The sequence below is a fragment of the Pseudomonas sp. 10B238 genome (genome assembly GCF_000970615.1).
GTDB lineage: Bacteria > Pseudomonadota > Gammaproteobacteria > Pseudomonadales > Pseudomonadaceae > Stutzerimonas.
Window position 1 is genome coordinate 133,531 of sequence record NZ_KQ033928.1, and the last position, 24,705, is coordinate 158,235.

At 64.0% G+C, this 24,705-nt stretch carries 14 protein-coding genes and 1 pseudogene; 9 read left to right on the plus strand and 6 right to left on the minus strand.

The annotated features are described in order from the left end of the window. Positions 1-25: 25 nt before the first annotated feature. Complete coding sequence (locus RT21_RS02950; RefSeq protein WP_046161547.1) at positions 26-697, plus strand: response regulator; 672 nt, start codon at positions 26-28, stop codon at positions 695-697. Next, complete coding sequence (locus RT21_RS02955) at positions 690-2,108, plus strand: sensor histidine kinase (protein WP_046161548.1); 1,419 nt, start codon at positions 690-692, stop codon at positions 2,106-2,108. Before RT21_RS02950 ends, RT21_RS02955 begins: the two co-directional genes overlap by 8 nt. On the opposite strand, the gene RT21_RS02960 is transcribed toward RT21_RS02955, so the two are convergent. The 3 genes and pseudogenes from RT21_RS02960 to RT21_RS24335 all read right to left on the minus strand — a co-directional run. After that, positions 2,097-4,019 (minus strand): sensor domain-containing diguanylate cyclase, encoded by a 1,923-nt coding sequence (locus tag RT21_RS02960; protein ID WP_371263596.1) that lies wholly within the window; start codon positions 4,017-4,019, stop codon positions 2,097-2,099. The two genes, RT21_RS02955 and RT21_RS02960, sit on opposite strands and share 12 nt — an antisense overlap. Before the next feature lie 165 nt (positions 4,020-4,184). Further along, complete coding sequence (locus tag RT21_RS24330) at positions 4,185-5,069, minus strand: methyl-accepting chemotaxis protein (protein WP_371263597.1); 885 nt, start codon at positions 5,067-5,069, stop codon at positions 4,185-4,187. A 21-nt stretch (positions 5,070-5,090) separates the two neighbouring features. Beyond that, a pseudogene (locus RT21_RS24335) lies at positions 5,091-5,771 on the minus strand (PAS domain-containing protein); the annotation flags it as partial. A gap of 544 nt (positions 5,772-6,315) precedes the next feature. Between RT21_RS24335 and RT21_RS02970 the strand changes: the two are divergent. Both RT21_RS02970 and RT21_RS02975 read left to right on the plus strand, forming a co-directional pair. Beyond that, the gene (locus tag RT21_RS02970; protein WP_045423547.1) at positions 6,316-7,281 is read left to right on the plus strand and encodes a TAXI family TRAP transporter solute-binding subunit; all 966 of its coding nucleotides are present in this window, start codon (positions 6,316-6,318) and stop codon (positions 7,279-7,281) included. Positions 7,282-7,406: 125 nt separating this feature from the next. Next, a complete protein-coding gene (locus tag RT21_RS02975; protein ID WP_046161551.1) occupies positions 7,407-9,959 on the plus strand; it encodes a TRAP transporter permease in 2,553 nt (850 codons plus the stop codon). 87 nt (positions 9,960-10,046) lie between these two features. Here RT21_RS02975 and RT21_RS02980 read toward each other — a convergent pair whose 3' ends face one another. Then, positions 10,047-11,738, minus strand: a complete 1,692-nt coding sequence (locus RT21_RS02980; RefSeq protein WP_046161552.1) for a Na/Pi cotransporter family protein — start codon at positions 11,736-11,738, stop codon at positions 10,047-10,049. Between the two features lie 141 nt (positions 11,739-11,879). Beyond that, entirely contained in the window at positions 11,880-12,770 is an 891-nt protein-coding gene (locus RT21_RS02985; protein ID WP_046161553.1) for a cache domain-containing protein, read from the minus strand. 229 nt (positions 12,771-12,999) lie between these two features. Here RT21_RS02985 and recC point away from each other — a divergent pair, with 229 nt between their 5' ends. The 5 genes from recC to RT21_RS03020 all read left to right on the plus strand — a co-directional run bounded on the left by recC (position 13,000) and on the right by RT21_RS03020 (position 23,616). After that, on the plus strand, positions 13,000-16,311 hold the full coding sequence (recC, locus tag RT21_RS02990) for an exodeoxyribonuclease V subunit gamma (protein WP_046161827.1): 3,312 nt from the start codon (positions 13,000-13,002) through the stop codon (positions 16,309-16,311). Then, positions 16,308-19,856 carry an exodeoxyribonuclease V subunit beta gene (gene recB / locus RT21_RS02995; protein ID WP_046161554.1) on the plus strand — a complete coding sequence of 1,183 codons (3,549 nt, stop codon included), beginning with the start codon at positions 16,308-16,310 and terminating at the stop codon, positions 19,854-19,856. The genes recC and recB overlap by 4 nt, the downstream gene beginning before the upstream one ends. Positions 19,857-20,303: 447 nt before the next feature. After that, positions 20,304-22,154: an exodeoxyribonuclease V subunit alpha gene (gene recD, locus RT21_RS03010; protein ID WP_046161557.1), complete on the plus strand. Its 1,851-nt coding sequence runs from the start codon at positions 20,304-20,306 to the stop codon at positions 22,152-22,154. A 138-nt stretch (positions 22,155-22,292) separates the two neighbouring features. After that, positions 22,293-22,748 (plus strand): hypothetical protein, encoded by a 456-nt coding sequence (locus tag RT21_RS03015; RefSeq protein WP_046161558.1) that lies wholly within the window; start codon positions 22,293-22,295, stop codon positions 22,746-22,748. 85 nt (positions 22,749-22,833) lie between these two features. Then, positions 22,834-23,616: a substrate-binding periplasmic protein gene (locus tag RT21_RS03020; RefSeq protein WP_046161559.1), complete on the plus strand. Its 783-nt coding sequence runs from the start codon at positions 22,834-22,836 to the stop codon at positions 23,614-23,616. 32 nt (positions 23,617-23,648) lie between these two features. On the opposite strand, the gene RT21_RS03025 is transcribed toward RT21_RS03020, so the two are convergent. After that, on the minus strand, positions 23,649-24,566 hold the full coding sequence (locus RT21_RS03025) for an AEC family transporter (RefSeq protein ID WP_177327045.1): 918 nt from the start codon (positions 24,564-24,566) through the stop codon (positions 23,649-23,651). Positions 24,567-24,705 lie beyond the last annotated feature (139 nt).

Sequence of the window (24,705 nt, forward strand, 5' to 3'; positions counted from 1 at the left end):
TCCGTGTGTGGCAGAGGACAGGCAAATGCGGATTCTCTTGGTCGAGGACCATCCCCAGCTGGCTGAAAGCGTGGCGCAGGCGTTGCGCGCTGCGGGATGGACGGTTGACCTGCTCAACGATGGCGTCGCCGCTGATCTGGCGTTGTCGACCGAGGATTACGCGCTGGCGATCCTCGATGTAGGCCTGCCCAGGCTTGACGGCTTTCAGGTGCTGTCGCGCCTGCGTGAGCGTGGCAAGACCCTGCCGGTGTTGATGCTGACTGCCCGTGGGGAGGTCACCGATCGGGTCCATGGGCTCAATCTCGGCGCTGACGATTACCTGGCCAAGCCCTTTGAACTCTCCGAACTGGAGGCGCGGGTCAAGGCGTTGTTGCGGCGCAGCGTGGCTGCTGGCGAGCGCCAGCAGCGCTGCGGTTCGCTGGTGTATGACCTGGATGCGCGGCGCTTCAGCCTCCAGGGGCAGCCGCTCAGCCTGACGTCTCGGGAGCAGGCGGTCCTCGAGGCGCTGATCACACGGCCTGGGCGGGTCATGAGCAAGGATCAGTTGGCGGCGCAGGTGTTCGGCCTCGATGAGGACGCCAGTGCCGACGCCATCGAAATCTACATCCACCGGCTGCGCAAGAAACTCGAAGGCAGCGCGGTGCGCATCGTGACGTTCAGAGGCTTGGGCTATCTGCTGGAGGCAGCGGATGCCTGAAGCGATACAGCCGCGCGCTGGCAGTTTGCGCGGTGGGTTGCTGCGCAGGCTGGCGATGCTGTTGACCCTGCTAATGCTGTTCAGTGGTTGGAGCGCCTACTGGAACGGGCGCGCCGCCGCCGACACTGCCTACGACCGGACCTTGCTGGCTTCGGCCCGCGCCATCGCCGATGGCCTGGTTGCCAATGATGGGCAGCTCCGCGCCAATGTGCCCTACGTGGCGCTGGACACCTTTGCCTACGACAGCGCCGGGCGCATCTACTATCAGGTGCTGGATACCGAAGGCCGGTTGGTCAGCGGCTACGAGCATCTGCCTGCGCCGGGTGCCGAGATCCGTCGCACTGACGACTATCCCGCGCTGGCGCGCTTCTACGACGGAGAATTCCGGGGCGAAGGTGTGCGGCTGGTGAGCCTTCTGCAACCTGTGAGCGAGCCGGAGCTCAACGGCATTGCTGAAATCCGCGTCGCCGAAACGCTGGGCGCTCGTGAGCGCATGGCCCGCAGCCTGCTGGTGGATACGCTGTGGCGTGTTGGGTCACTGGCCATTGCTGCGCTGGTGCTGGTGTGGCTGGCGGTCAGCGCGGCGTTGCGTCCCCTGGGCAAACTCAGCGAGGCGGTCGAACAGCGCCAGCCTGACGATCTGCGGCCGCTACCGCTGGTGGCCGTGCAACGCGAGCTGAAACCTCTGGTGGCAGCGCTCAATCACTTCACCGAGCGGCTACGCGGGCAATTCGAGCGGCAGGCGCAGTTCATTGCCGACGCTGCCCATGAGCTGCGCACGCCATTGGCGGCGCTCAAGGCGCGGATCGAACTCGGCCAGCGTGAACAACAGCCGCAGCGTTGGCAGGAGACGCTTGAAGAAGCCCGAGCCCATACCGACCGGGTGATTCATCTGGCCAACCAGTTGTTGTCGCTGGCGCGTATCGAAACCGGCGCGCAGTCGATTGCTGAAGGCGGTGCCCAGTGCTTGGACCTCAGCCAGTTGGCGCGGGAACTGGGCCTGGCCATGGCTGCGCTGGCCCACAAACGGGGCGTCGCGCTGGCGCTGGAAGCCGATCAGCCGATATGGATCGACGGCGAGCCGACGTTGTTGACGGAGCTGCTCAGCAATCTGCTGGATAACGCCCTGGCGCACACGGCGAATGGCGGAAATGTGGTGCTGAGAGTGAAGGAAGAGGGCGTGCTGGAGGTCGAGGATGACGGTCCGGGGATTCCCGAGGCGGAGCGCGCCAAGGTCTTCGCCCGTTTCTATCGTGTGCACCAGCAAGGGCGGGGCGCCGGGCTTGGTCTTGCCATCGTTGGCGAAATTGTTCGTGCCCACCGGGCGACTATCGAACTGGATCAGGGCGCCTTGGGCGGGCTGCTGGTAAAGGTGCGCTTCCCGCCACCGGTTCCCGATTCAGTTGACTGACGGCTCGAGAGCCTCGTCGGCTTCGGCAATTGCCACCTGATTGCGACCGTTGTGTTTGGCCCGATAAAGCGCCGCATCGGCACACGCCAGCAATTGTGAAGGGGAGCAGTTCGCAGGCGGCTGCAGGGTCGCCACGCCGATGCTGATGGTCAGTTCCAGCCGCTGCTCGCCATGAGCGGGCCGTAGCGCTGCCACGGCTGCGCGGACTCGTTCGGCCTGTTCGCCGGCTTCGCGGCTGTTCATGCCTGGCAGCGCGATGACGAACTCTTCGCCGCCATAGCGCGCAACCACGTCGCCGGCCCGTTGGCCGTGTTGCTTGAGCGTATCGGCTACCAGCCGCAGGCAGTCGTCACCAAACGCATGCCCGTAGGTGTCGTTGACCCGCTTGAAATGATCGATGTCCAGCAGCAGCACCGACAATGGCGTCTCCGTGCGTTGGGCGCGGCGGATCTCTTCGTCGATCATCAGGTCGAAATGCCCCCGGTTCGACAGCTGGGTCAGCGCATCGGTAACACTCATGCGGGTCAGTTGCTCGTTGACCCTCTCCAGGCCGCGCTTGGCCTCTTCCAGCGCCCGAGTTCGTTCGTACACACGCGCCTCAAGCGCCTCGTTGTTGCGGATCTGCATCTCTAGCGCCTGCTGTTGCGCCTGGAGGCGTGACTCACGCTCCTGCGCCAATGCATCGGAGGCTTGCAAGGCACTCTGCTGCGCCAGGATCCGGCGGTCACGCTCGTGATTAATGCGCTCGGCCAATGCCATCGACAGCAGCACGAACTCAGCGAACATACCGATCAGCTGGCCATGCAGGGTCAGTGCATTCAGCGGCAGCAGTCCCTCCAGCGCCAGCAGGTGGGCGATGGTGGCGACCAACAATGTCGACCAGGCGATGGTGAACAGGCGTGCTGAACGGTTGCCTCGAATCCACAGGTTGATGACGGCGGCCATCGTCAGGATGCAGTGAACCAAGGCGACCGGTTCGGCCATCAGATAACGAGCCAGCGAGGGTGCGAACAAGGTGACCAGAATCACCACGCCCCAGTAGCCCATCAGCACCCAGGTGACCAGCCAGGGCCAGCCGCCATAACTTCGGACCTTGAGAAAGCGACTGGCGAACAACAACGGGGTGAAAAAACACAAGGCTGCCGACAGCGCATAGAAGCGGCGGGCGAAAACAGGCGTGTCGGGCCACAGGAATAGCTGGCCGAAGCCGGTTATCGTGAGTACGTAAAAAAGCGCGCTGAGAAGATAGGCAACATAGAGCAGATAGGCCACGTCCCGGGTGAACACGAACAGGCTGCTGTTGTAGAGAAGAATCACCAGCATGCCGCCGAAGAACAGGCTGATCATCGCGACGTCGGTAATTTTTTCCGCTGCGAACGCCGTTTCATCGTAAATGCTCAACGGCAACGCCATGAGTTCATGGGCTTGTACCTGCATGTACACCACGGCGTGATCATTGCCACGCAACTCCAGCGGGAAGACCAGGTTGTGGTCTGCTAGCGGTTGATCACGCTTGGGAATGTGATCGCCAGCCTGCATCAAGGGACCCCACTCGCCTTCGGCTGGGTAGAACAGACGTACACGCACCTTGTCCAGGACAGGCCATTTCAGGCTCAGGTACCAGCGCTCGGCGCTTGTGGCATTGCTATCAACTTCGAAGCGCACCCATGCGCCGTCCCGCTGTTTCTTGAGATTGGGCTTGGCTAACGGCTGCCACTGCCAAGGGGCAGTGTGAGCGGTTGCGAAATCGGCATCGGGATGCCCGGGTAGCCATTCCACCTCGCCCATGTGGAGTTCCGCACCGCTTTTGCTGACGACGCCTGGAACAAAAGCTGCGATGGCCTGGCCCGACATGAGGCCGGCAAAGGCGGTTAACAGGCAGCAGAGCAAGAGCCGGCGGAATCGCATCAGGTGAGAGGTCTCGTCTAACGACCCATCGCGACGCATAGGCAGCCGTGAGGGTCAGGCAGTGGTTTGGCCATCGAAACGATACGGCTAATGTCGTTTTGATACCACTGCTAGGCTACTAACGGCTCTCCCACCCATCGGAACGTCAACTGGAGCCTTCTTGACCGGCTAACCGCGTCGCCGTGTCCAGAATTGCTGCACCAGCATTTCCATGCTGTCAGCCAATTGAGCGACACCCGAAGCGGTCTCCCGACTGCGCAGGCCACTTTCTACATGCTGATCGGAGCCGCTACGAATGCTCACGATGTTCTGATTGATGTTCTCGCTGACGGCACTCTGCTGCTCGACGGCCGAGGCAATCTGCATGCTCATGTCGCTGATCTCGTTCACTCGATTGTTGATGTCCTGGAGCGAGCGTGCCGCTTGCTCAGCCTGCTCGACACTTTCCATGGCCTGATCTCGGCTACGTTGCATCACTTCCACCGCTTGACGTGCACCGCCCTGCAAAGCCGCGATCATCGAGTTGATTTCCTGGGTGGACTGCTGGGTTCGAGACGCCAGGCTACGAACCTCGTCAGCAACTACAGCGAAGCCACGGCCCTGTTCGCCGGCGCGGGCGGCTTCAATGGCAGCATTAAGGGCGAGCAGGTTGGTCTGCTCGGCGATGCCGCGGATGACATCCAACACCTTGGTTATGTCGTTGCTGTGTGCTTCCAGTTCGAGAATGACATCACCGGCGTGCTGAATATCCTGAGCTAGCCGGCCGATAGCCGCCCCCGTCTTATTGACGACATCCGTACCGGTTGCAGCTTCGCTGTTGGCTCGGCTGGCTGCCTCGGCGGTGCGCTGGGCGTTGTTGGCGACTTCCTGCACGCTCATCGCCATCTGATTGATTGCGGTGGCAACCTGATCGGTTTCGCTCTGCTGACGCGATGCGCTCTGTGCGCTGCTGTCCATGGCTCCCACCAGCTCCCGTGCATGCATGCTCAGCTGGCGTGAAGCATCACCGATTCGGCCAACCATGGCGCCGGCTTCGGTTTCGAGCAGTTTCATGGCATAGCTAATCTGACCGAACTCGTCGCGGCGGCCCGTGTAGACCAGCTGACCGACGGCATCATCCCCCACCTGCCGAGCCTGTGCAGCAAGACGCTGCAGAGGCGCAAGCGCCATGTATGCAAAGACGCTCGCGCTCAAGGTAGCCGCAGCTGCAGCCGCTACCGCCGCTATGAGGCTTGCTCCACCTAACAGTGCCCCCCCGATAGCGCAGGGAGCAGCACCCAGGGCGACGAGCAGGGCGACGCGGCTACGCACGCCCAAGGGGGAGCGGCGCAGAGCGGCGGGTGGCCGCTTTTCGCGCAGTTGCGCATATAACGTTTCGGCTGCCGCTACCTGTGCGGCCTGCGGCTTGGTCCGCACCGATTGGTACTCGACCACTTTCCCGTTGCGGCTGATGGGGGTGACAAAGGCGCTGACCCAGTAGTGATCGCCGTTCTTGCAGCGGTTCTTCACCATTCCCATCCATGACCTGCCAGCACGAACGCTGGACCAGAGGTCACCGAATGCTTCGGGGGGCATGTCGGGATGGCGGACTATGTTGTGATGCTGACCGAGCAACTCACGCTCTTCGAAACCGCTGATCTTAATGAAGTCGGGGTTTACATAGGTGATATCGCCGTTGAGGTCGGTGGTGGACAGTATGTTGGCTGTCTCACTGAAGGACACGTCGCGTCCGGTGACCGGTACGTTCAAGCGCATGGTGGAATTCTCTGAAACTAGATTATTTTTCCGCCACGGACGTCTTGACCGATGCCCAGACTGGACATCGCGCAACCCTGCTATTCACCTTGCGGTGAAATCCTCGGACTTCCAAACGGATCCTATTCGGTCTTGCTAAACCGAGCCTTCAAACGGCCTTGTTGGTGCTTCGGCCAGCACATTGCTCTGCTTGTAGTGCGCACTCGCATTACATCGAGTGATGGCATTGTGATATCGGCTGCTTTGGTCAGCCATCCGCCCGAAAGACCGACCGCTTTAGTCGGATAGTGGCTCTGTGCTATGAGGCGATCTTATACATATAAATATTTATGTACAGATATTTGTATAGGTATTTCAGGTTTATTCCGCTGATGAGCAACCCCCCATCCCCAAATGGGTCATAGCCATAGTCACAGGGCGCCCATTAGCCGTGAGGTTGAGGTCCGAGCTGTTACCGAGGCAGCGGCCTGCTAGACTCCAAACTTCCCGCGTGGCTCACGAGGCCTGCAGGACAATTCCAAAACAACCAATAAGGAGTGGATCCATGAAAGGCAAATCCTTGGCATGGATATTTTCCGCCGCATTGGCGGGGACTGGTCTGAGCGGTATGGCTCAGGCGCAAGAGCAATTCGTCACTATCGGTACCGGCGGCCAGACGGGCGTCTACTACGTTGCCGGTCAGTCAATCTGCCGCTTCGTCAACCGTAACGCCGAGGACCTGAAGTGCAACGCGCCAGCCAGTGGCGGCGGCGTGGCGAACGTCAACGGCCTGCGCAGCGGCGAATTCAATTTCGGCATCATGCAGTCGGACCACCAGTACAAGGCGATGAAGGGCCTGGAGCCGTTCAAGAGCGAAGGCGCCATGGAAGACATCCGTGCCGTGTTCTCGCTGCAGAGCGAGGTTTTCACCGTCCTGGCGCGCCGTGATGCCAACATCAAGAGCCTGGATGATCTGAAAGGCAAGCGCGTCAACATCGGCAACCCCGGTTCCGGTCAGCGTGACACCCTCGAAGAGATCATGAACGAGAAGGGCTGGGACAAGTCGGCCTTCGCGCTCGCCGCCGAACTCAAGCCGGCCGAGCAGGCCAGCGCTCTGGGCGACAACAACATCGATGCCATGACCTACTTCGTCGGTCACCCCAATGGCGCGATTCAGGAAGCCACCACTACTGTCGACGCTGTTCTGGTACCGATCACCGGTCCTGAGATCGACAAGCTGCTGTCCGAGAAGAGCTACTACACCAAGGCTGAAATCCCAGGTGGCATGTACAAGGGCAACGACAGCGCCACTCAGTCGATTGGCGGCAAGGCCGTGCTTTCCACTACGTCCAAGGTCGATGACGAAGTGGTCTACAAGCTGGTCAAGTCGGTGTTCGAGAACATCGAGCGCTTCCAGCGCCTACATCCTGCATTCAAGGATCTGAAGCCGGAAGACATGATCAAAGTCGGTCTGTCTGCGCCGCTGCATGACGGTGCCGTGCGTTACTACAAGGAACGGGGCTGGATGTAACGGCCTTTACGGCTCGCTGCATCGCTGTGGACGGTTATCCGTCCACAGCATTTGCCTGAAAACCCGTGTGCTTCGTGCCGCGGGTTTTCGCGGTTTCCGTTCCCTGAAAAAACAGGCCAGATTTCATGCAAGACAACCATCCTTCTACTGAAGATCTGATTGCCAAGGACGTCGGTGCTCGGCTGCCCAGCGGCGCAATGGCCAAGCTGATCGCCAGCCTTGCGCTGCTCTGGTCGCTGTTCCAGCTGTGGATCGCCTCGCCGTTGCCCTTCATGCTGCGCATCGGCGTGTTCAATAACACCGAGGCGCGTTCGATTCACCTGGCGTTCGCCCTGCTGTTGGCATTCCTCGTTTATCCCGCATTCAAGCGCTCGCCGCGCGACCGGGTGCCACTGATCGACATCGCGCTCGGATTGATTGCCGCCGCGAGCGCAGGCTACCTGTTCATCGTTTATGAGCAGCTGGCCCAGCGTCCCGGCAACCTCACCACCATGGACCTGATCACGGCGTGCATCGGTATTCCGCTGTTGCTGGAAGCGACCCGCCGCGCACTCGGCCCTGCCTTGGCGGTGATTGCCCTGATCTTCCTCGGCTACAGCCTGGCTGGCCCATACATGCCAGGCCTGCTGGCGCATCGTGGCGTCAGCTTCACAGCGCTCGCCAACCACCAGTGGATCACCACCGAGGGTGTGTTCGGCATCGCCCTGGGTGTCTCCACCAGCTTCGTGTTTCTCTTCGTCCTCTTTGGCGCGCTGCTTGAGCGTGCGGGCGCCGGGCATTACTTCATCCAGCTGGCGTTCAGCATGCTTGGCCATTTCCGCGGTGGCCCGGCCAAGGCGGCGGTGGTTGCGTCCGGCATGACCGGCCTGATTTCGGGCTCGTCCATTGCCAACGTGGTGACCACCGGGACCTTTACCATCCCGATGATGAAGCGCACCGGGTTTTCGGCCGAGAAGGCCGGCGCGGTGGAAGTGGCCTCATCTGTCAACGGGCAGATCATGCCTCCGGTGATGGGCGCGGCGGCGTTTCTGATGGTTGAGTACGTAGGCATCCCCTACGTCGAAGTGATCAAGCACGCCTTTCTGCCGGCATTGATCTCCTATATCGCACTGGTCTACATCGTTCATCTGGAGTCGCTCAAGCTCGGTCTCACCGCGCTGCCACGGGCCAACGTGGCCAAGCCCTGGATGCAGCGGCTGATCGGCTTCGCCTTTGGCGTTGCGCTGATCTCCGGCGTTTCGCTCACGGTCTACTACGGCCTCGGGTGGCTCAAACCTGCCCTGGGCGACGCAGCGATCTGGGTGGTCGGGGCACTGCTGGTGGCGGTCTATCTGGGTCTGCTTAAAATCGCCGCGAGCAATCCGCCGCTGCCGGCCGAAGACCCCGACGCGCCGCTGGAAAAACTGCCGCAGACCCGACCGGTGCTGCTGTCCGGCCTGCACTTCCTGTTGCCGGTGGTGGTGCTGGTCTGGTGCCTGATGATCGAGCGCCTGTCGCCTGGCCTGTCCGCATTCTGGGGGTCGGTCATTCTGGTCATCATCCTGCTGACCCAGCGACCGCTTCTGACCTGGATGCGCCGCGACGGTACTCATGCGCACGGCAACTTCATGGACGGCGTGATCGACCTGCGCGAAGGGCTGATCGCCGGTGCACGCAACATGATCGGGATCGGCATCGCCACCGCGGCGGCCGGGATCATCGTCGGTGCCGTCTCGCAGACCGGCGTGGGCCTGGTGCTGGCCGATCTGGTCGAACTGCTGTCCATGGGCAACCTGATGCTGATGCTGCTGCTCACGGCATTCCTCAGCCTGATCCTTGGCATGGGCCTGCCAACCACTGCCAACTACATCGTGGTGTCCAGCCTGCTGGCACCGGTGATCGTGGCACTGGGGGCACAGAGCGGATTGATCGTGCCGCTGATCGCGGTGCATCTGTTCGTCTTCTACTTCGGCATCATGGCTGACGTGACGCCGCCGGTGGGGTTGGCCTCGTTCGCCGCGGCTGCCGTGTCCAAGGGTGACCCGATCAAGACGGGTGTGGTGGCCTTCTACTACAGCCTGCGTACTGCCGCGCTGCCATTCCTGTTCATCTTCAACACCGACTTGTTGCTGATCGATGTGTCGTTCTGGCACGGAATGGTGATCTTCGTCATCGCGACACTGGCCATGCTGATCTTTGCAGCCGGTACCCAGGGCTACTTCCTGGTGCGCAGCCGCTGGTACGAAAACGTGCTGCTGCTGTTGATCGCCTTCACGCTGTTCCGTCCGGGCTTCTGGATGGACATCGTGCATGACCCCTACCGAGACATACCGCCTACGCAGTTGGTCCAGGCGCTGGAAGCAGTCGAGGAAGACAGCCAGCTGCGCCTGCGCATTCGGGGTGAAGACGCCGTGGGTGACATGCGTGAGTTCAGCCTGCTGATCGCCATCCCGAACGGCGAGACCGGCGCGGAAAAGCTGGAGAAGCTGGGCGTGATGACCTATGAGGAAGACGGCAAGGTGCTGATCGACAGCGTGACCTTCGGCAGCCCTGCCGCCGAGCTCGGATTGCAGTTCGATCAGGAAATTCTGGCCGTGCGCGCGCCTACCGACCGCTGGGCCAAGGAGTGGATGTGGCTACCCGCTCTGTTGCTGTTCGGACTGGTGGTGTGGATGCAGAGGCGTCGGCAGCGGGACTGACCCGTTTGCTAAGCTGACTTCAACCCCGGCCGTGCACTGCATCGCCGGGGTTTTTCTTGCCCGCACCGACCATCGGACCGGTCGGGATCAGGCCGGCTTGCCCGGCGGCAGCTGCTGCTTGATCCGCGTTTCTCGCACTGCCTGGCTTTCGCCCGAGACGCGCGGCTTTCCACTGCCGGAGCCCTCCAATGCCGGGTACGCCGCGCTGCAGAACAACGAGTTCAGCCGCTTCATGTCGGCAATCAGCTCCAGATGGGCGGCGCTGGTCTCGATGCTTTCCACCACCTGCTGGTGCAGCCGATGGACATGGGCGTGGGCCAGTTCGCGCTCACGCTTGCGGAACTGACGCTTCTGCTGCAGCAACTGGCGCGCACTGTGGGAATCACCGGAGAGAAACACTGACAGACCCAGGCTCAGATTGGCGCTGAGCAGGCTGTGCAGCTGACCGAGCTCGTCCAGCCCGCTGTCGGAAAACGAGCGCCGCTTGGAAATCTTGAGGTTCTGCACCTTGCCCAGCATGTGCTCGATGATATCGCCGGCTTGCTCCAGGTTGATTGCCAACTCGATGATTTCGGCCCAGCGCCGGCTTTCCTGTTCGGCCAGGTCCTCGCGTGGCATTCGCGCCAGGTAGAGCTTGACGCCGCTGTAGAGCGCGTCGACATCGTCGTCCAGGCGGCGGATGTCCTCGCCCGGCTCCGGACGGTCTTCACGCAGGGCTTCGAGCAGGCGTGCCAGCATGGTTTCCACCAGATCGCCGATGCGCAGTGTCTCGCGTGTGGCATTGGCCAGGGCCAGCGAGGGGGTGTCCAGCGCAGTGGGGTCGAGATGGCGCGGCTGCGCAATGCCGTTATCCAGAGGCCGCTCCGTCAGTACCCGCTCGCAGAGCCTGGCCATCAGGCCGACCGTTGGCAATAGCACCAGGCAACGTAGCGAGTTGTAAGCCAGGTGGAAGGCGATGACCTGGGTTTGCGCACTGAAGCCGAGCGTTGCCATCCATTCCACCGTCATCGGCAAGAACGGCAGCACCACAAGGCCGGCGAGCTTGTACAGCAGATTGCCCAGCGCTACCCGACGGGCCGGCACCGGTTGCGGCGTCGCATTGAGCCAGGCCAACACACCGCTGCCAACGTTCGCACCTATGACCACACCCAGCGCCACCGGCAGGCTGATCAGCCCGGCACTGGCCAGCGTTGCGGTGAGCAGAACGGCGGCGAGGCTGGAATACGACAGCACCGCGAATAACGCGCCGACCACCACGGCCAGCAGGGTGTCGCCGGCCAGAGAGGAGAACAGCACACGCATGCCGCGCGCTTCGGTGATGGGTTCGGCGGCGCCAACGATCAGCTGCAGCGCCAGAATGATCAGGCCAAGGCCGATCAGCACGCGACCGAGCTGGCCTGCACGGGTCTGTTTGCGTGAAAGGAACAGGCTGACCCCGACCAGAGTGAACAGCGGGGACAGCCACGACAGGTCCAGGGTCAGCACGCGGGCCATCAATGCAGTGCCGACGTCCGCGCCAAGCATGATCGCCAAGGCGGTCGGCAGCGCCATCAAACCCTGCGCCACGAACGAGATGGCCAGTAGGGCCGTGGCGTTGCTGCTCTGCACCAGCGCGGTGACGCCGATTCCCGCCGTGAAGGCCATGGGCGCGTTGGCCATGCTGTGGCCGAGCAACCTGCGCAGGTGCGAGCCATACACTCGCATGATTCCGGTGCGCACGATGTGCGTGCCCCAGACCAGCAGCGCGATGGAGGACAGCAGATGCAACAGCGTCAACATCGGGCAGGGTCTCCGGCGACAGGATGATCAACAGGCACAGCCAGTCTCGCCAAAGGCGGGAGGTCAGCTGTGGGTTATATCCGGTTGACCATGGTCGGCAGCCGCCCGTTCACGAAATCGTCATGAACCGCTGCGCTTGCATCAGTTGGGCGAGTAGTAGCCCACGCCTAGCAGCACGTCGTCGACCCGACGGATCAGCGAGTGCTTTTTCTCCACCGCATTGGTAGCCGGATTGCGCCAGACATAGTCGACGGTTCCGCTGCCCTTGTTCTTGGCCAGTTCGATCATCTGCTTGAACAGCGGCGTACCGGCGGCATCGGTGACTTCGCGAACATCGACACCCACCAGGTTTGGAGAAGCGCCACTGGCGCGGTACTGGCCGTCCTCCAGGCCGATAACGAACACATACTCGTCATTCATCACGAAGCCGCCCTGGGGGTCGTTGAAGGCCTTGAACGCAGCCTCGCCACCCGAACGTTTCATCAGTGCTACGGCTTCATCCAGCATTTTCTGCGCGTGCTCGGCGGAAGAGCGCGGGATGTAATACCCCACCGCGAGGATCTGATCGCCCACCTTGCGGTACAGGCTGGTCTTGTTCTCGACCTTATTGTCGGCCGGGTTCAGCCAGTGGTAGTCCACCTGGCCGCTGTCAGCGGTGCGGGCACCGTCGACGATCTGGCGGATGAAGGGTTTACCGGCGGCGTCCTTGAGGTCCATCACGTTGAGCCCAACCAGCGCGCGCGACGCACCGTTACTGGCCAGCATGGTGCCGTTCGGGTCCAGGACAAACACATAGTGCTGGCCATCGACGAAGCTCCCCTGGCGGTCATTGAACGCGGCCAGCGCCTGCTCGGGTCCGTTCGCCTTCAGGTGAGCGGTGGCGCGCTCAAGCAGCGCGCTGGCCTGGCGCGCATGGCTGCGCTCCACTGAGCCTTTGGCTGGCGCGTTGTCGGTCACGGCGTAGACCAGCGGGCTCGCGCTGATGGCCGCGCCCAACATGAGAGTCAGCAGGTTCCGGTTGTTCAATTTCATCGATTGCTCCTAGCCTGAGGCAGGCGACAGGTTGCTGGGGGCATTGGGACTGCCTGTCATGGAATATCCTATGGCGGGTAGGGGATTGATATTGAACACAAGAACCGTTGAGTTCCTGCGAAAGGAGTAGGAAGGAACGCCGCACCGGCTATCTACGCATGCCTTTGCAGCACCGCTGCGCAACCGGAACTTGTTACCCTTGGCCGCTGATCCAGTCGAAGCCGCCGCCATGCTCAGCCTCTACCACGCCCCTGACCTCGAAACCCTCGGCGAACTGGCCACGCGCCTGCTTGCACAGCCGCTCAGTGACCCCTTCGCCCCGGCACTGGTGATGGTGCCGAGCCAGGGCATGGGCCGCTGGCTGACCCTGGAGCTGGCGCGCAAGCAGGGCATCGCCATGCAGCTGGAGATGCAGTTGCCGGCCAAATTCGTCTGGGACCTGAGCCGCACCGTGCTCGGCAGCCTGCCGGAGCAATCGGCGTTCTCCCCGACCACCCTGACTTGGCGCTTGTACGGCTGGCTCTGCGATCCGGGCAACCTCGAACTCGCACCGCGTCTGGCGCAGTATCTGGACGGCGGTGACGAGCGCCGGAGGCTAAGTCTGGCGGCCAAGATTGCCGATGTCTTCGACCAGTACCTGCTTTATCGCGACGACTGGCTGGCCGCCTGGGAGCGTGGCGAAACGCTGGACCTCGGCCCGGACGAGGCCTGGCAGGCTTTGCTTTGGCGCGAGTTGACCAAGGACGGCCACCCCCACCGCGCGCGCCTACTCGGCGATCTGCTGCAACGGCTCTACAGCGACGAACCCTTGCCCGGCCTGCCCGAGCGCCTGCTGGTGTTTGGCATCAGCAGCCTGCCACCGCATCACTTGCGTGTGCTCGACGGGCTGGCGCGGCATATCGACGTGGTCGTCTGCGCACTCAACCCGAGCCGTGAGGCCTGGGGCGAGATCCGTGATATCCGCGAGTTGGCACGCCAGCCCGAGAGCGGAGCAGACGACTGGTATCTCGACGTTGGCCATCCGTTGTTAGCGAGCTTGGGCAAGCAGGGCCGGGACTTCTTCGATTCCTTGTTCAGCCTGACCGCCAGCGAAGGCAGTCAGGAGTTCGGCCTGTATTCCGAAGACGACGACCTGCACGACGACAGCCTGCTGCACGCCTTGCAGAACGACATCCTACGCCTGCGCACCCGCCAGCCCGATGAGCGCATCACCCTGGCCGAGGACGACCGCTCGCTGGAAGTGCACATCGCTCATTCGCCGCTGCGCGAGGTGGAGATCCTGCATGACCAGCTGCTGGCGCGTTTCGCTGCCCATCCGGGCCTGACGCCTGATCAAGTGGTGGTGCTGACCCCGGACATCGAGCGCTACGCACCCTTTATCGAAGCGGTGTTCGCCCCGCGCGAGGGCAGCCCGCGGATTCCCTACAGCCTCGCTGACCGCAGCCTGCGCGCCGAGATGCCGCTGATCGAGGCGTTCCTTGAATTGCTGATGCTGGCGCAGAGTCGTTTTGCCGCCGAGGAAATCCTCGCCTGGCTGGAGCAGCCTGCCGTTGCCCGGCGCGCCGGGATCGAAAGCGAAGACCTACCGCTGCTTCGCGACTGGTTGCGTGAAGCCGGTGTGCGCTGGGGGCGTGACGGCAGCCAGCGTGTTCGCCTGGGCTTGCCCGACGAATCAGCCTTTACCTGGCGCCAGGGGCTGGATCGTCTGCTGCTGGGCTTTGCCGCACCGCCGCAACTGGCCGGTGACAACGCGCCGCTGCTGGGCGTGCATTGGCCGCTGGATGCCCTGGAAGGGGCCCGAGGGCAGTTGCTGGGGAGGCTGGTGGAGTTCGTCGAGCGGCTCGGCACCCTGGCCGATCAGCTGGCCCGGCCGCGTCCGCTGGCCGAATGGGCCGATGACCTGCAGGTGCTGATCGACACCCTGTTCGACGAGCGTGAAGCCGGCGACACGCTGCTCTTGTTGTCCCAAGCCTGCGCGGCATTGCGCGATCAGGCCCAGGCCGCGGACCTCACGCGACCCATCGAACTGGAACTGGTGCACCAGCAGCTCAGCGCCGCCTTGCAGCAGGGTGGTGGCGCCTCGGGCTTTCTTACCGGCGCGGTGACCTTCTGCACCATGGTGCCGATGCGCAGCCTGCCGTTCCGCGTGGTCTGCCTGCTCGGCCTGGACGACGGTGCCTTTCCCCGGCGTACGCCGCCGTCGGGCTTCGATTTGATCGGCCGGCATCCGCGCCGCGGCGACCGTGCGCGACGCCTCGATGATCGCTACCTGCTGCTGGAAACCCTGCTGTCGGCACGCGAGGCGCTGTACCTGTCCTATGTCGGCCGCGACCCGCGCGACAACGCCGTGCTGCCGCCCTCGGTACTGCTCAGCGAAGTGCTCGAAGCGGTGGACATGACCGCTGTCTGTAGGAGCGAGCTTGCTCGCGATCCTGCCAGCCCCGATACCTCGCAGCCGAAAGCGCCCAAAGCCAGCGAAAAGATCCTTATCGCGCATCCGCTGCAGCCGTTCTCACCACGCAACTTCGGCGCTGCCGCCTGCGCCGGTTTCTCGCTGCCGTGGTTCCGCGCCGCCCAGCGCCTGGCCGAGCCGCCGCAAACCCAGCCGCAGCCATTCGCCAGCCTGCTCGCCGAGCCCGACGAAGCCTGGCTGACAATCGAGCCGTCGCAGCTGCTGCAATGCTTCCGCCACCCGGCGCGCTTCCTGCTCGAACAACGCCTCGGTTTGCGCCTGGCTGACGATCAGGAGTCGCTCGCCAGTGATGAGCCGTTCGATCTGGAGATGCCGGCCTGGAACGGCCTGCGGCGCCTGTCGCTGCAGGCGATGGAACACGGCTGGAGTGACGAAGATGAGCGGCGCATGGCTTGTGCGGCCGGTTGGCTGCCGACGGGCGAGCTGGGCCAGGCGCTGTGGGGCAAGATGCGCGGGCCGGTGCGTGCCTTCGCGCCGCGGCTGTTCGAACTGCGCCCGGACGCCGTGCCCGAGCCGCTGCCGGTGGACATCACCCTCGCCGGCGTGCGCGTGCATGGCTGGCTCGACGGCGTAACCCCGGCCGGGCTGTTTGGCTGGAAGCTCGGCCGCCTCGGCGAATGGGACCTGCCACCATTCTGGCTGCGCCATCTGCTGCTCAACCTGTCCGCCACGCCCGGTATCGAGCGCCACAGCCTGATGCTGTCGCCCGCTGGTGACTGGCAACTTGGGCCGCTGGCCAATGCCGCGCAGCTCCTCGAACCCTGGCTGGCGGCCTATCGCTGCGCCATCCGCGAACCGCTGCCGTTGCTGCCGCGTAGCAGCCATGCCTTCGCCAAGGGCTATCGCAAGCCGGCCCGCGGCAGTGAACCGCTCGACTGCGCCCGCAAGCGCGCCCGTGAAGCCTGGCTGGGTGCCGAGTTCAGCCCCATTGCCCCCGAGGCCGAAGACGCCTGGAATTCACTGGCCTTCCGCGACCGCGATCCGCTGGACCAGCGTTTCGAAAGCCTGGCGCAGGAGCTGATCGGCCCTGCGCTCGATGCCCTGGCTGAAGACGAGGAGGAAGCATGAAACTCGACCTGCTCGATTCGCTCTTCGATGGCCGCTCGCTGATCGAAGCCAGTGCCGGCACCGGCAAGACCTGGACGCTGACCGCGCTGTATGCCCGTCTGCTGCTGGAGCGGCAGCTGTCGGTGGGGCAGATTCTGGTGGTCACCTACACGACCGCGGCCACCGCCGAGCTGCGCGAGCGCATCCGTGCGCGGCTGGCCGATCTACTCGCCGTATATGAAGGCACGCCGAGCAGTGACGACTTCCTCAACCGCCTGCATGCGCGCTACCCGGACGAAGCCTCGCGCCGTCGCCTGCTGTTGGCTGTGCACGGCTTCGACGAAGCGGCGATTTTCACCATTCACGGATTTTGTCAGCGGGCCCTGCAGGATGCCGCGTTCGAAGCCGGCGGCGATTTCGACAGCGAGCTGACCGCCGATGACCGCGAGATCATCGACGCGCTGCTCGCCGACGCCTGGCGTAGCGAGCTGGCCGATGCCGATCCGGCCTGGGCGCGCTTCCTGGCCAAGAGCCGCATCACCCCGGTTTGGTTGCGCCAGCGGCTGCGCAGTCATCTGGGCAAGCCCTATCTGCGGGTCGAACCGCAGGGTGCGCCGGTCGCCACCGACCTGCGTCCGGTCGAGGCCGCTTGGCAACGCGCCGCCGATTTGTGGAGAGAAGCGGGTACCGCCTGGATCGCCGAGCTTCGGGCGCACGGTGGGCTCAGCCAGAGTACTCACAAAGGCATCAAGTTCGAGCACTGGCGGAGCGAGCTCGACGCCTATTTTGCCGACCCGGCCGTGATGTTCGATCTACCCGAGGGCGCGGCCAAGTTCGGTGTCAGAGCGTTGAGCAAAGCCTGCAAGAAGGGCCATGACGCGCCCGTCTGCGAACTGGCCCATGCGCTAGACGAACTCGCCGATCAGGTCGCCGTGGCGCTGCCCGCCGGCAAGCAGCGGCTGATCGCCTTGCAAGTCGCGCTGCTGGAACGGCTCAACCGCGAGTTGCCGGAACGCAAAGCGGCGCAGCGCCTGCTAGCCTTTGACGACCTACTGAATCGTTTGGATGAGGCTCTGCAGGGACCGGTCGGCGAAGACCTGGCCGCCTCGCTTCGCGCCACCTATCCGCTGGCGCTGATCGACGAATTTCAGGACACCGACCCGATCCAGTACGCCATATTCAACCGCATCTATGCCAAGGCCAGCGAGGCCTCGTTGTGTTTCGTCGGCGATCCCAAGCAGGCCATCTATGCGTTCCGCGGCGCGGACCTGGCAACTTACATGACGGCCAAGCAGCAGGCCGATCGCGAGCCTTTCAACCTGCCCACCAACTACCGCTCGACGCCGGCGCTGATCGCCGCGCTGAACCGGCTGTTCGATCATCCGCAGCCGTTCGCCCAACCTGATCTGCGCTATCCAGCAGTCGGCGCGGCCGACAAGCCACGTGCGAGCTTGCGGCTGGTGGAGGAGGGCGAGGCTGCGTCGCTGTCACTGGTCTGGCTCGGTGACGATCCGCTGGGTAAGGGCGAGGCTGCGCAGCTGGCGGCAAGCGACACCGCCCGGCGCATCGCCCTACAGTTGGCCGGTGCCGCCGAGGGCCGCGCCGGCTTCGACAAGGACGGCGAGTTCACACCGCTCAAGGGGGGTGACATCGCCGTGCTGGTGGCCAATCACCGTCAAGCCGGGATGATTGCCGACGAACTGGCTGCGCGCGGTGTGCCCAGCGTCCGCCGCGGGCGTGACAGCGTCTGGCGCAGTGAGGAGGCGGCTGAGCTGGCCGCAGTACTGGCCGCTTACGCCGAGCCCGGTCGTGAAGGCTTGCTGCGCTATGCGTTGGCCACGCGCCTACTGGGCCGCAGCGCTGCCGATCTCGCCCGCTGCCAGGACGATCAGCAGCAGTGGGACGCCGAGCGCGAAGCCGCCGAGCGCTATCACCAGCTCTGGCAGCAGCAGGGGTTCATGCGCGTATTCCGTGCCTGGCTCGACGAGCAGGCGGTGGCCGAACGGCTGCTGGCGCGGGTCGATGGCGAACGTCGGCTGACCAACCTCCTGCACCTGGGTGAACTGTTGCAAGCCGAAAGCCTGCTGCGCCCGGGTCTTGAGCCGCTGCTCGCCTGGTTCAACATGCAACGCGGTAGCGAAGGCGCCGGTGAGGAAGCCCTGCTGCGCCTGGAAAGCGATGCCGAGCGGGTGCAGATTGTCACCATCCACACCAGCAAGGGGCTGGAATACCCGCTGGTATTCTGCCCCTTCCTCTGGGATGGCAAACTGCTCGGCAAGAACCGCGACAGCGCCCGTTGCCACGATGCCAGCGGCCAGCCGCTGCTGGACCTCGGCAGCGACGCGCTGGAAGACAACCTCGAACGCGCCCGCCGGGAGGTGTTTGCCGAACAGCTGCGCCTGGCCTATGTCGCCCTGACTCGCGCGCGCGACCGGCTCTGGTTGCACTGGGGGCCTGTGAATCTCTGCAAACCAAAAAAGGATGGCAGCCTAGCGGACGAAGGTCTGCACAGCAGCGCCCTGGCCTGGCTGCTACACGGCCGCGAACTGCCTGGCGAGCAACCGTTGAGTGAACTGGGCAATCATCTAGCCGACCTCAACGGCGGCAGCCTGCGCCAGGCCATCGAGCGACTGGTGCAGGGAAGCGAAGGCCATATGGCCTGCCTGCCGCTGGAGTCGCGCGAAGCCAATGCACAGGGCCCCGGCCGCGCCGCGCCGCCTCAGCAGCTGTCGCAGCTCAATCGCAGCCTCCACAGTGCCTGGCGGATCGGCAGCTTTTCCGGTCTTGCAGCCGGCATGCATATGGAAGCGCCCGACCGCGACGCCCTGGCCATCCCTGATGCCGGCGAGCCGGGCAGTGGATTCTTCGCCTTCCCCCGTGGCGCTCGGGCCGGTACCTGCCTGCACGCCATCCTCGAAGACTGGGCGCGTGGAAAAGGCGATCTGGAGGCGCTGGTCGAACCCGCTTTGCAGGCCTACGGACTGCCGCTGGAGTGGAAGGAAATCGCCATCAGCCATCTGCAAAAGGTGCTCGACACCGATATGGATGGCGCCGGCCTGACCCTCGCCGCGCTGCAATCGGCCAGACGCCTGCCGGAACTGGGCTTCACCTTCCCGGTACGGGACCTGGACGTGGCGCGGCTGCGCACGTTGCTGGTCGATCCGGCCAACGGCCTCGCCGAACCCTTGCGCGAGGCGGCGGCGCGGCTGGAATTCGACAGCCTCAAGGGCTTTCTTAAGGGCTTCATCGACCTGACCTTCGAGCACGACGGCCGCTGGTACATCGCTGACTACAAATCCAACTGGCTCGGCCCGGATGCCAGCTACTACGGTGGTGAGCGGCTGCTACAGGCCCTGGCCGGCGAGCATTACTACCTGCAATACCTGATCTATCTGGTGGCGCTGCGCCGCTTCCTGCGCCAGCGGCTGGCGGATTTCCGCGACGAGCAGCTCGGCGGCGCCTACTACCTCTTCCTGCGGGGCATGCCTGAAGCCGGCGTGTATTTCGCGCGGCCGGACGATGCGCTGCTCGATGCGCTGGATCGATTGTTCGAGGAGGGGCGGTGATGCATGTGGGGCTTGTAGAAATCGTCGGATTGCAATTTGCGTCAGTTCAGCGCGCTTATCCAACTGAGCATATCGGTGGGCTGAAGCCCACCCTACAGGCTAGTCCTGCGGGGGATGTCCGAGGCGGGCATGTGTACTTCGCGAGGCCGGACGATGCCGTGCTCGATGCATTGGACCATCTGTTCGAGGAGGGGAGATGATGCGCCTTAGATTCGCAGTAGCCCTCTCTCGCTATGGGAAATCGCCCGCTTTTGTAGGAGCCAGCTTGCTGGCGATCCGGGGGAATGGACAAAGCATCGCCAGTAAGCTGGCTCCTACGGTCAATATCAGCGCTGTAGGGTGGGCTTCAGCCCACCACTTTAACGATGGCCTTCATTGGCTAAGGCGGGCCGCTGTCTGCTCCATGCTGAAGTGCTGCCTGACCCCGCCCGCGTGGAGGGATGTGTGATGGCATTGCTTTCAGACCTGCCGTTCGGCCCACTGGAGCGCGCTTTCGTCGCCAGCTTGCAGCGCCTCGAGCCGGACACGCCTGACATGGTCCTGCTCGCCGCCGCGCTTTGCTGCGAGGCCCTGGCCTCCGGCGACGTCTGTCTGCCGCTCGAACGCCTGGCGGGCAAGCGCCCCTGGCCCGAAGTCGACCTAAGCCTGCCGCCGCTCGCAACTTGGCGCGAACAGCTGGAAGCCTCTCCCCTGGTCGGCGCGCCAGGCGATTACGCGCCCTTGATCCTCATGGGGAATCGGCTCTATCTGGCCCGTTATCAAGCATACGAACAGCAGCTGGCCGAACAACTGCTGGCCCGCGCGGCGGATGCGCCAGCAGTGGATGAAAAACAACTGAGCGACAGCCTGGCGCGCCTGTTCGCTTTCAACCAGCAAAGCCCCGATTGGCAGCGCCTCGCCGCGGCCCAGGCAGTACGGCGGCGCCTGGCGGTAATCTCCGGCGGCCCCGGCACCGGCAAGACCACCACGGTGGTGCGCCTGCTGGCGGCACTGCTGGAACAGCCCGGCGGCGGGCGCCTGGCCATCGGCCTTGCGGCCCCCACCGGCAAGGCGGCGGCGCGCATGGCCGAAGCGATCCGCAACGCCAAGGCTGATCTGCCGGTCAGTGATGCCGTCAAGGACGCCCTGCCGGACGAGGCGCGCACACTGCACCGCCTACTCGGCAGCCGCGGCGACAGCCCGAAAGTACGGCATGACGCGGCTAACCCGTTGGCGCTGGACGTCCTGGTGGTGGACGAGGCATCTATGGTCGACCTGGCGCTGATGGCCAAGTTGGTCGCTGCGCTGCCGCCCAAAGCGCGGCTGATTCTGCTCGGCGACAAAGACCAGCTGGCCGCCGTGGAAGCCGGCGCGGTGTTCGCCGAACTCTGTGAAGGCCGAGGGTTCGATAGCCAGGCCGCGGCCGATCTGCAACGCATTACCGGGCAGCATGTTCCCATCGAGACGCCGCGCTCGCGCCTGGGCGATGCGGTGGTCCTGCTCACCCACAGCCACCGCTTCGCAGGTGACAGCGGCATCGGTGAGCTGGCGCGGCGAATCAACGCGGGCGATGCGAAAGGCACCGTCGCGCTGCTGCAGGAAGGCCGTGCGGATCTCGCCTGGAACGCGACGCCCAGCCCGACCGCCTTGATCGAGCGGCTCGAGCAGGGCTACGCGCCCTATCTGCAGGCCGCGCGCCAGGCCGAGCCGTCCGCCGCATTCGAGGCCTTCAACGGTTTCCGCGCGCTGACTGCCCAGCGCGAGGGCGCCTTTGGCGTCACCGGCATCAACGAGGCGCTGGAGGCGCGCTTCAAGCGTCGCCTCGGCGTGCCGGCGCGCGAACGCTGGTACCCCGGCCGCGCGGTGATGGTCCGGCAGAACGACTACGCTCTGGGCCTGTTCAACGGCGATATTGGCCTGTGCCTTAAAACCGAGCAGGGCCTGCGGGTGTTCTTCGAAGGGGACGAGGGCTATCGCGGCTTCGCCCCGGCACGGTTGCCGAGCCACGACAGCGCCTTCGCCATGACCGTGCACAAGAGCCAGGGCTCGGAATTCGCCGAGGTGCTGCTGGCGTTGCCGGAACAGCCTAGCCCGCTGCTGACGCGCTCGTTGTTCTACACCGGCATCACCCGTGCCAAGCGCAAGGTGGAGCTTTGGGCGCTGCCGGTGCGTCTGGGCGAGGCCGTAAGCACCCGCGCCGAGCGCGCGGCCGGACTAGCTGAAAGGCTGAGCCTAGGCGACACGAAGCGCACAGGCGAGGGGGATGGCCTGCCGAAGCCGGCCAGCGAGCCGGCGGGCGATCAGCTCAGCCTGTTCTGATGCGTGCGCCGCCGCTCGTAGTGAGCATGATCGCTGCGCATCGCGGCCAGTTTCGTGAAACGGTTGCGCGTATCCACGTTCGGTTTCTGTTTCGATGTGGATTCGCCGTCAACCGATAACCGACAACCGGGACATGCGATGAAAACCTTCTTTCTTCTGGTCTGTGGCCTGCTCAGCTTGTCGTTCACTGGAGTCGTGGTGCGTGAACTCTGGATTGCCCCATCCTGGAGTGGCGCGTTCGTCTTGTTGCTAATCGCTTACTACAGCCTCTGTTTCTTCCAGCTGATCCGCGCGGCCTACCGGCCCTGGGGGCTGCTGGGGCCAAGGCGGCGCAGCGGCTACTGGGTGTGCCTGGTGTTGCTGCCACTGACGCTGCTGCCGCTGAGGTCCGCCTATGACATTTGGCTGGCGGGCGCCTATCGGCTTGATGCGGACGCAGCGGGGCCAAACCTGAACCTGCTCATCGTTCGCCACCTGCTCGCCTGGCTGCAGGAGCTGGTCGGCTATCTGGGCCCGACACTGGTGCTGATCGCCGCTGGAGTGGGCATGGCATTGCTGCTGTTGCGATTGTCGCGCGGCCAGGTCGTCCGCTAGCGGCACCCGATGCGCTGATAGTTGGTGGCTTTGATATTCGCTAGGTTGCGCTTCATTCGTTTTCGCAAGGATGGCAAAGGTGGTGATGAAAGGATTTTGTAGCCGAGGCGCTCTGCTGAGCCTGGCGGTCAGTCTGGGGGCACATGCCGCGGATGTGCGCCTGGTGACGGGCGATGACTACGCCCCGCTCACTGATCGCGCACTGCCTCGGGGCGGCATGCTCTCGGCGGTCGCACAGGCTGCGCTCGAGCGCAGCGGATTGGCCTCGTCGCTTGCCTGGCAGCCCTGGAATCGGGGCTATCTGATGACCCTTCGCGGCGAATACGACGCGACTTTTCCCTATATCCGTGCGGAGCAGCGCGAGCATGATTTCCTCTACTCGGCGCCGCTCTACGTTTCCGAGCAACATCTGTTCAGTCGCGCCACGGATTCAGTCGAAGTCAATGACCTTGCCGGCATCAGCGGCCGGCGGCTGTGCCACCCGCTGGGCTGGCAGCTGCCTGCCGGAGTCCAGGCACTGGTTGATCGGGGTGTACTGGTCCGACATTCGCCGCCGAGCCTGAGCGAGTGTGCGTTGTTGCTACTGCTTGGCCGAGATGATGTGTTTTTGGCTGATCGTCTGCTGGGCGTCCACGCCGTGCAATCAACCGAAGTGGATCGGCGGCGTTTTCATGTTTCCGATTCGGTGTTGAGCCGTCAGACGATTCACCTCATCGTCCCCCGCAGCCGACCGGACGCCGGACAGCTGATCGAGCGGTTCGACCAAGGACTTAGAGCCCTTCAGGACAGTGGCGATTATCAGCGCTTGATCGAGTCGTTCGCTGCCGACAGCGTTCCAGTGGAACGCCGCACCACGACAGCGCGATAACGGCCGCGATGGCTGGCGCTCGGTCACGGTTTTCAGCGTTCGAGCAGTGTCAGCACCAGCGGCAGGCTGGCCGCAGCGAGCAGTGTTTGCAGGGTGATGATGCCGGCCATCAGGTGGCTGTCACCACCGAGCTGCCGGGTTAGCACGTAGGCGGTAGGCGCTGTGGGCAGGGCAAAGAACAGGACGATGATGGTGGTTTCCATGACAGGCAATTGGAGCAAGCGAGCGACGGCGTAGGCCAGTAGCGGCACTGCCAGAAGGCGCACAGCACTGTTCCAGCCCAGCGCAGGAATTTCGCCTCCGAGTTCCTTCGGCTTCAAGGCGGCGCCGACACAGAGCAAACCCAAGGGCAAACTGGCCGCTGCCAGCAGACCCAGCAGCCGGTCAGTGCCGCCAGGCAGGCCGAACCCGGACAGGTTGACCAGGGCGCCCGTGACGCAGGCGACGATCAAGGGGTTTTTCGCGATCGGCAGCAGCAGGCCGCGCGCGCTGACGCCGCGTTCAGCGGTCAGCGCCCAGACCGACATCACGTTAACGGTTGGCACCATCAACGCCAGCATCAGCGCGGCCATGGCCAGGCCCTCCTGGCCGAACAGACTGCCGACAGCCGCAAGGCCCAGATAGGTGTTGAAACGCAGGGCACCCTGGGCAAAGGCGCCGAAGCGCGCCGCCGACCAGCCGCGCAGGCGCTTCATGATCAGCAGTACGACCCACGCCAATCCCAGAGCCAGCAACACGGCCGCAGCCAAGCGGGGCAGCGCCGGGTTGTCCAAAGGTGCGGTGGCCAGACTGCTGAACAGCAGCGCCGGGAACAGCACGAAGTAGTTGATCCGCTCGGCGCCAGGCCAGAAGGCTTCGTTGGGAAAGTCGCGCAGGCGCAGAAAGTAGCCGGCAATGATCAGGGCAAACAGAGGCCATAGGGCGAGCAGAAGGCTGGTCACGCGATACATCCAACAGTGCAGGTGACTCGATAGTGGAGTCTCGTGAAGGCGTCGGCAAGAGACGAGCGATGCGGATTTATCTGCCCCGGAACGGTTGCTGGCACGTTCATCGGGAAAGCCGTCGAGGTAATGTCTAAGTGATATCATT